At 58.0% G+C, this 7,172-nt stretch carries 5 protein-coding genes; 2 read left to right on the forward strand and 3 right to left on the reverse strand.

Translation table 11 applies throughout. From position 1 onward, the window contains the following. Positions 1-128 precede the first annotated feature (128 nt). On the reverse strand, positions 129-1,049 hold the full coding sequence (locus tag NW828_RS13355; RefSeq protein WP_011433746.1) for an L-lactate dehydrogenase: 921 nt from the start codon (positions 1,047-1,049) through the stop codon (positions 129-131). A 249-nt stretch (positions 1,050-1,298) separates the two neighbouring features. Then, entirely contained in the window at positions 1,299-1,658 is a 360-nt protein-coding gene (locus NW828_RS13360) for a hypothetical protein (RefSeq protein ID WP_011433745.1), read from the reverse strand. Between the two features lie 675 nt (positions 1,659-2,333). Between NW828_RS13360 and NW828_RS13365 the strand changes: the two genes are divergently transcribed. Then, positions 2,334-4,349, forward strand: coding sequence for a diguanylate cyclase domain-containing protein (locus NW828_RS13365; protein ID WP_414384379.1), 2,016 nt, complete (start codon positions 2,334-2,336; stop codon positions 4,347-4,349). A gap of 36 nt (positions 4,350-4,385) precedes the next feature. Next, complete coding sequence (locus NW828_RS13370) at positions 4,386-6,110, forward strand: ABC transporter ATP-binding protein (protein WP_011433743.1); 1,725 nt, start codon at positions 4,386-4,388, stop codon at positions 6,108-6,110. Here the strand turns inward: NW828_RS13370 and NW828_RS13375 are convergent. Further along, positions 6,104-7,042 carry a carbohydrate kinase family protein gene (locus NW828_RS13375; protein WP_414384381.1) on the reverse strand — a complete coding sequence of 313 codons (939 nt, stop codon included), beginning with the start codon at positions 7,040-7,042 and terminating at the stop codon, positions 6,104-6,106. The two genes, NW828_RS13370 and NW828_RS13375, sit on opposite strands and share 7 nt — an antisense overlap. Positions 7,043-7,172: the final 130 nt, after the last annotated feature.

A 7,172-nucleotide genomic window follows, 5' to 3' on the forward strand; every position in this document is an offset into this window, starting at 1 on the left:
TGTACTTCATCAAAGCGCATTCCTCCCGGCACTGACCCTACGGGTACAGTGCGGGGCTCCTGCGATTTCTAGCTGACCAAGGGATCCCCCAGCTTGGAGGGGAGCGACAAAAGTCTAGGAGATCTAGGCTACCACCGGATGCTGTCGATGACTTGCCGCAAGATCTGGGCCGAGCGGTGCAGCTGCTTGCGCTCGCTCTCGGTGAGGGACATGGCCAGCGTGCGTTCCACCCCCTGCCGCCCGACCACTCTGGGCAAGCTGAGACAGACCTCTGGCAGATCGTACTCCCCTTGGGTGAGGCTGCTCACGGTTAAAACGCGGTGTTGATCCCGCAGCAGGGCTTGGACAATTTGCGTCACCCCTAACCCGATGGCGTAGCTGGTGGCCCCTTTGCGACGGATGATCTCGTAGGCAGCGTTGCGCACCTGCTCGAAGATATCCCCCAAATAGGCGGGATCCCAGTCCGGCGAGAGTTCCCCAATCGGGGTGCCGGCGATGTTCACCTTGCTCCAAACGGCCACCTCGCTATCTCCATGTTCGCCGATGATGTAGGCGTGCAGGCTACGCGGATCCACCCCCAGGCGCTCCGCCAAAAGATAGCGAAAGCGGGCTGTGTCCAAAACCGTCCCCGACCCAATTACCTGCCCTGCCGGCAACCCCGACAACTTCAGGGAAACGTAAGTCATGATGTCAACGGGATTGCTCACCACCAAAAGGAGTGTGTCAGGGCAATGCGCCATCAAGGCCGGGATCAAGCCTTTGAAGATCTCGACGTTGCGCTGCACCAAATCCAAACGGGTTTCTCCAGGCCGCTGCTTAGCCCCTGCCGTTAAAATCACTACATCTGACCCGGCGCAATCAGCCAGTTCCCCTGCCCGTATCCGCGTCGGCTCCACAAAGGGGATCCCGTGCACCAGATCCATCACTTCCCCTTCCAGCTTGTTGCGGTCGATGTCGTGAAGGACCAGCTCATCCAGAGTGTTCTGGATTACCATCGAGTAGGCACAGGCCATGCCTACCTGGCCGGCGCCGATGATGGATCCCTTCAAAAGGCGGCGAGAAGTCAGCCCCTCGACCTGCTGCTGGGAGCGCTGCTTGGGTTGGTGCTTAGAAACAGTCATGGCTGCAGCCGCTACTCTTCGTTCTCCAGCTTAAGCCTGCCTAGAGGAAGAAAAAAACAGGCTACCGCTCTCCAGAAGAACTGGAAAGGCGAGAAGAGGCAGGATCGGTTGCCGCAGCGGACTGGATCCATCTGAAACAATAAAAACAATAAATAGCCCTCTAACCTTCAACAGTCCTCAACCCGGCTGCTGGGTTAGCCGCTGCCAAAGCTGCGGAGGAATGCGCTCGTGAGGACACTTTAGGGACTGAATCTGAGCCAAATCTTCCGGCATGTAGTGCAAGGCTACCCGCGCTGCCGGATCCAAAAGGCTGCGCCGTCGTCGGTTACATTGCTCCGCTTCTCCCAGAAACACGTCCAGCCAGCCATCTCGCTCTTGGTAGCGAATCCTCAAAGCAGAGAGAGAAGGCAGAGCAGAGGAAACTTCTTTGCGGTAGAGCCGAAAGCCCTGCTCCAGACTCCAGCCCAACCACCACTGAGGCGCCAATTGCCCCAACTGCCTACACCACACCCCCGCCTGAACCTGTTGCCATGCCATGCTTGCCACTCCGCAGCTTGTTCTCCTGAGAAGACTTAACTGCAAATCTTTAGCAATTGCTACTTGGGTAAGCACTCTACCAGACTCCTCAAGCTTAATGCAAGTCTTTATCAAAGAGGATCCCTACTTTGCCGGCACGCTATTGAAAGCTAATCTCAATAGAGCTATGCTGTTACTCGGTTGAGTGGTGGAGTTGTATCCATCAGTCTTCCTCTCTTGCCTTGGATGCATCGGGGATCCCACGCCCGCGGAATTAGCCATCCTGGGTCTGGCAGGGATCCCTTTTCCAGGGCTAGCTGAGGTTCTTTCTAATGAGAGCAGTTCTAACTAATAGGAGCCTGGTTCCTTCCCAAGCGTGTCGATGTACGGGTAGAACAAGTTCGGGAGCCAGAAGCGGTTTAACCTTGAAAACGGCAGCGCAGGTCTCCTCACGCCGGCAGGACAGGCTTTTTAATAATTCTTTTAATTAACCTCAAGAGTTACTTCAAAGAATATCTCCTCCGGAGCACCCAAAAGCCCGTGCCAGCCCGGGGATCTTTTGTATCGAGAGACACACAAACTCCCCCAACAATTCCATAGGACGACCGTAGAATGGCAGAGACAGCGTGAATTCATAGCTGTTTTTTTCGGCTTGCCCTCCCCGTTGCCCGAGCGTCTACTGGGTGTTCCTAGCCTATGGTTGAAAGGGGGACTGCTGGGCCAGACCAGGCTGGCAGCGTTTACGATGCGCTGACGCGGGCCGATCTGTGGAATCCCCAGGTCATGTACCGTGGGCGCCCGGTACAGGCTCGGGGACGGGCTGTGCTGCGCACCATGTTCGAGAGCGTCAGCGATGGGTTGTTTGTCCTTGAGTGTCTGCCCCCGGAGCCAGAAAGAGGCTCACCTCAACCGCGCTGTCGGTTTTTGGTGGGTAACCCGGCTTTTTGCAGGATGTTTTTTCTCTCCTCTCGACCTATCGAGGGAGAAGAGCTCCAGAGTTGTCTACCGCCTTCTCTGGCTGCGCAGATTCAACTGCACACCGAACACTGCCTCAGCCATGGCCGGCAAGTGAGCTTTGAGCTGAGCCTAACGGCCTCTGCCGCTCCCGACCCAGAGTCGACCCATGTTCTAATCGTTACCCTTTCTCCAGTAGTTGAGGAGAACAAGCCAATCAGCCGAATTGTCGGCTCCTGTCAGGACATCACAGCACGCAAGCAAGTGGAGTGGCAGCTACAGCGCAGCCAAAAGCAACTGTTGGAGCACAACCGGGCTCTGATGGAGCTCACCCGGCACAAAGCCCTCAGCCAAGGAGACTTACAAGCTGCTCTGCAACAGATTTGTACTACAGCCGCCCATACCCTGGGGGTGGCACGGGTGGGGGTCTGGCTCTACACGTCGGAGCGCTCCAGCATTCGCTGCATCAATCAATTCGAGATCACCCCAGACAACCCCGAGGGATCCCATACTCAAGGGGCGGAGATCTGGGCCAAAGACTATCCCCGTTATTTTCAAGCCCTGGAGCAAGAGCGCACCATTGCTGCCGACCAAGTGGTGGCGGATCCCCGCACCGCCGAGTTCGGCAATTCCTACCTGACAGCAATGGGAGTGGTCTCGATGCTGGATGCCGCCATTCGACTGGAAGGACGGATGGTGGGTGTTCTCTGCCACGAGCACATTGGCTCCCCTCGCCACTGGACCTTAGAAGAGCAAAACTTCGCCGGATCCCTGGCGGATTTGGTGTCTCTGGCCCTCGAGATCTCGGAGCGCCGGCAAGTGGAAGAGGAGCTGCGCCAGGCTGAGGAGCGCTATCGCAATTTTTTCGAGAATGCGGTAGAGGGCATTTTTTTCACCGATGCGGCAGGTCGGTATCTCTCCGCCAACCCGATGCTGGCCCAGATCTGCGGCTACAGCTCCCCCGAAGAATTGATGCGCGAAGTGAAAGAGGCGGGCAAGCGGCAGCTCTATGTGGATCCCAGCCAGTGGGAGGAATTTGTGCGGCTATTGCAGGAGCAGGGATCCGTACGCGGCTTTGAGTACCGGCTGCGGCGGCGGGATGGCTCGATCATCTGGGTCCGAGAAAAGGCCCGTTTGGTTAAAGATAAAGCCGGAAATCTCCTCGGCTATGAAGGCATCTGCGAAGACATCACCGCCCAAAAGCAGAGCTTAGCCTACATGGAGTTTCGCGCTCATCATGATGCCCTGACAGGTTTGGTGAACCGCGAATCCTTTCGGGAGCGGCTGCAGCAGACCCTGCAGCAATACTACAGTGAATCTCTGGCCCTCTTCTTTGTGGATTTGGATCACTTCAAAGACATTAACGATACCTTCGGCCACAGTGTCGGCGATGCCCTGTTGCAGGGGGTAGCCGAACGGCTAACCAAGTGCGTTCGACCTGGAGATATCGTCGCCCGCTGGGGAGGGGATGAGTTCACCCTGCTGCTGCCCCGAATTGGCAGCCCCACAGTGGCAGCGCGTCTGGCTCAGCGGATTGTCGATGCCTTTCAAATTCCCTTCTCCTGCGAGGGCCATTCCCTTTCCGTGACCTGCAGCATCGGCGTCGCCCTCTACCCCCAAGACGGCGTAGAAGTGTCCACCCTTTTGCACCATGCCGACTTGGCCCTCTACCAGGTCAAGGAAAATGGCCGCAGCGGCTTTCGACTCTATCGGCCAGTTTCAGGGATCCCGGCAGCAGTCCGCAACACTATCCTGTAAGCTGGTTGGGTCAGAGGCCCTTCTAGTTTGTGATTTGTGCATCCGGGTCGTAGCTATCGCCGTCTCATTCCCTTCATTCGGCCCCATCTGTGGATGTTGTTGCTGGGGCTAACCTGTACCCTTGGCTTTGTGCTAACCATGCCCGCCCTCGCCTACTTGATCGAGTGGGTGGCCCGCTCCATTGGTGCCGGGGATCTGGGGCAATTACGGATGCTGGCCTTGATTGGGGTGGTGTTTTTCTTGGTGCGCGGCGCTTTTCAGTATGGCCAAGACACCCTGATGGCGAGGGCCTCCTTGCAAATGGTTTTGGAATTGCGCCAACAGATTTATGCCCACCTGCAGGCACTGGATGTGGACTATTTTTCCGGCAGCCGCACTGGCGATCTGGTCTATCGCCTCACGGGGGATCTGGATCGGGTGGGAGAGGTGGTGCAGCGGTTTTTCCATCGCTTCATCCCCAGCGTGCTCACCATCTTGGCGGTGGTGGCCTACCTGTTCTATCTCAACGGCATTCTCACCTTGACCACCTTGCTGATAGCCCCCCTGATGGGAGCCTTGATCAGTTGGTTTGGGGATCGCCTTTTGTTTCGCTCCCGCCTCAACCAAGAGAAGATGTCGGATTTGGCCGCCCTCTTGACTGAAGTGTTTGCTGGCATCAGCCTCACTCGCGCCTTTGCGGCTGAGGACTACGAAATTCGCCGCTTCAGTGCCATTGCCGAAAGCAACCGCCTGGCCCGGTTTCAGACCGAACAGGTGAAAGCCATTCAAGACCCGGTGGTGGGTTTTCTGTACGCCATGAGCGTGTTGGGGGTGTTTTGGGTGGGCGGCTGGCAAATTAGCCAGGGCAACCTGACCGGCAGCCAGTTTCTCGGCTTTATCGCCGGTGTTGCGATGTTGATCGACCCTATTGTTCACATCACCAACAACTACAGCGAGCTGAAACAGGGTGAGGCTTCGGTGGAGCGGATTTTCGAGCTGCTAAACACCCGCTCCCAAATCCGGGAGCTGCCCGGGGCCCGCCCCATGCCTCCCATTCAGGGTTGGGTGGAGTTCGACCAAGTTTCCTTTGCCTACAAACCGGATCAGCCGGTGCTCAAACAGATCAGCTTTCAGGTGTCTCCCGGCGAGATTGTGGCCCTGGTGGGATCCTCCGGCGCCGGCAAATCCACCCTGGTGAGCCTGATTCCCCGCTTTTACGATCCCCAGCAGGGCTGCATCCGCATCGACGGCATCGACATCCGCACCGTCACCCTCAAGAGCCTGCGCCGGCAGATCGGCATTGTGCCGCAGGAGATCACCCTGTTTTCGGGAACCATTGCCAGCAACATCGCCTACGGACAAGAGCATTTTGACCTGGAAGCGGTACGCCAGGCGGCCCAGGTGGCCAACATCGACACCTTTATCGAGAGCTTGCCCGATGGCTACGCCACCCGCGTGGGAGAACGGGGGGTCACCCTCTCCGGTGGACAACGGCAACGGCTGGCCATTGCCCGCGCCGTGCTCCTCAACCCCAAGATCTTGATCCTGGACGAGGCTACCTCTGCTTTGGACAACGAGTCAGAAGCGTTGGTGCAGGAAGCGCTGCAACGGCTGATGCAACGCTGCACCGTTTTTGTGATTGCCCACCGCCTCTCGACAGTGCGCACCGCCCACCGCATTTTCGTCTTGGAGCAGGGGCAATTGCTGGAGCAGGGAAATCACCGAGAATTGCTGGGCAAAGGGGGTCGCTACGCCCAGTTTCACCTGCGCCAGTTTCATTGAACCCTTGGCCTCTGGATCTCCTGGATCTCCCATGCCTGCCAGAAGGGCCGGTAAAACTCCGGATCCGAAGGTGCTCCCCCCGGGATCCCGCAGATGGCCGCCGCAAATTGCACGGCCCGTTGCACCAGAATCGCCTCCGGCCATCCCCGCAACAGCCCCAGGATGGCCACGGCGCTAAATGCATCTCCCGCCCCCACTGTATCCACCAGCTGAGGCGCGGGCACTGGGTCGGCCCGATGGATCTGAGTAGGGGTGATCAGCAGCGCGCCTGCCGCTCCCAAGGTCAGAAATAGACCTTTCAGGTTCAGATGAGCCTGGAGGATCTGTCCTTGCTCCAGCAGGTCTCCAGGAGGGATCCCTTCCAGTTGGGCCACTTGCTCCAGCTCTGCCTGGTTCAGCTTCAGCCAAGTGCAGGTGCGCAGCATCTCCTGGATGGCGTCTGGATGCCACCAGGGATCCCGCAGGTTGAGATCCAGAAACACGGGACAGCCCAAAGCAGGGATCCCCTCTTGAAAGTGGCGATGGGCTGCCTCCCGGCGGGCTGCCAAGCTGCCCCGGTAGAGCAGGCTGGGCTGGAGAGCTTGCAGAGCCCCGATATCCAACTGGATGTAGTCGTAGGCTTGGTCGGGCAAGATGGCGAAGGTGGGGATCCCTTGCTCATCCAGGGTTACTTGAACCTTGCCGGTGGGGTGAACAGAATCCTGCTGCAGACCCTCCAGGCGCAGCCCCTGCCGTCGCAAGGCCCCCAGCAGCTCTCTGGCGGCCTCGTCTTGGCCAACACGACTGAGCAAGAGGGGATCGGATCCCAGCCCCTTGAGGTTCCAAGCCACATTCAAAGCTGCTCCGCCCAGCACAATCTCTGTGGGGAAGCAGTCGAAAAGCACCTCCCCCAAGATGAGCGGCAAACCCAGGGGCACATGAGAGGGATCCATCTTGAGCACTCAGCTAGAAATCGCAGGAGCCCCGTGCTGTACCGGTAGGATCAGTGTCGAGAGGAAAGTCCGCCTCCATGGTTATAATTGTACTGCGGACACCAGAAACGGTTGTTTAAGGCACTGGTAA

Source organism: Synechococcus sp. W55.2, from assembly GCF_047461635.1.
Lineage (GTDB): Bacteria > Cyanobacteriota > Cyanobacteriia > Thermostichales > Thermostichaceae > Thermostichus.

Bases quoted from the DNA above. Each gene is read 5' to 3' on its own strand.
- NW828_RS13375 (WP_414384381.1), bottom strand. From the start codon at position 7,042: ATGGATCCCTCTCATGTGCCCCTGGGTTTGCCGCTCATCTTGGGGGAG.
- NW828_RS13365 (WP_414384379.1), top strand. From the start codon at position 2,334: ATGGTTGAAAGGGGGACTGCTGGGCCAGACCAGGCTGGCAGCGTTTAC.
- NW828_RS13360 (WP_011433745.1), bottom strand. From the start codon at position 1,658: ATGGCATGGCAACAGGTTCAGGCGGGGGTGTGGTGTAGGCAGTTGGGG.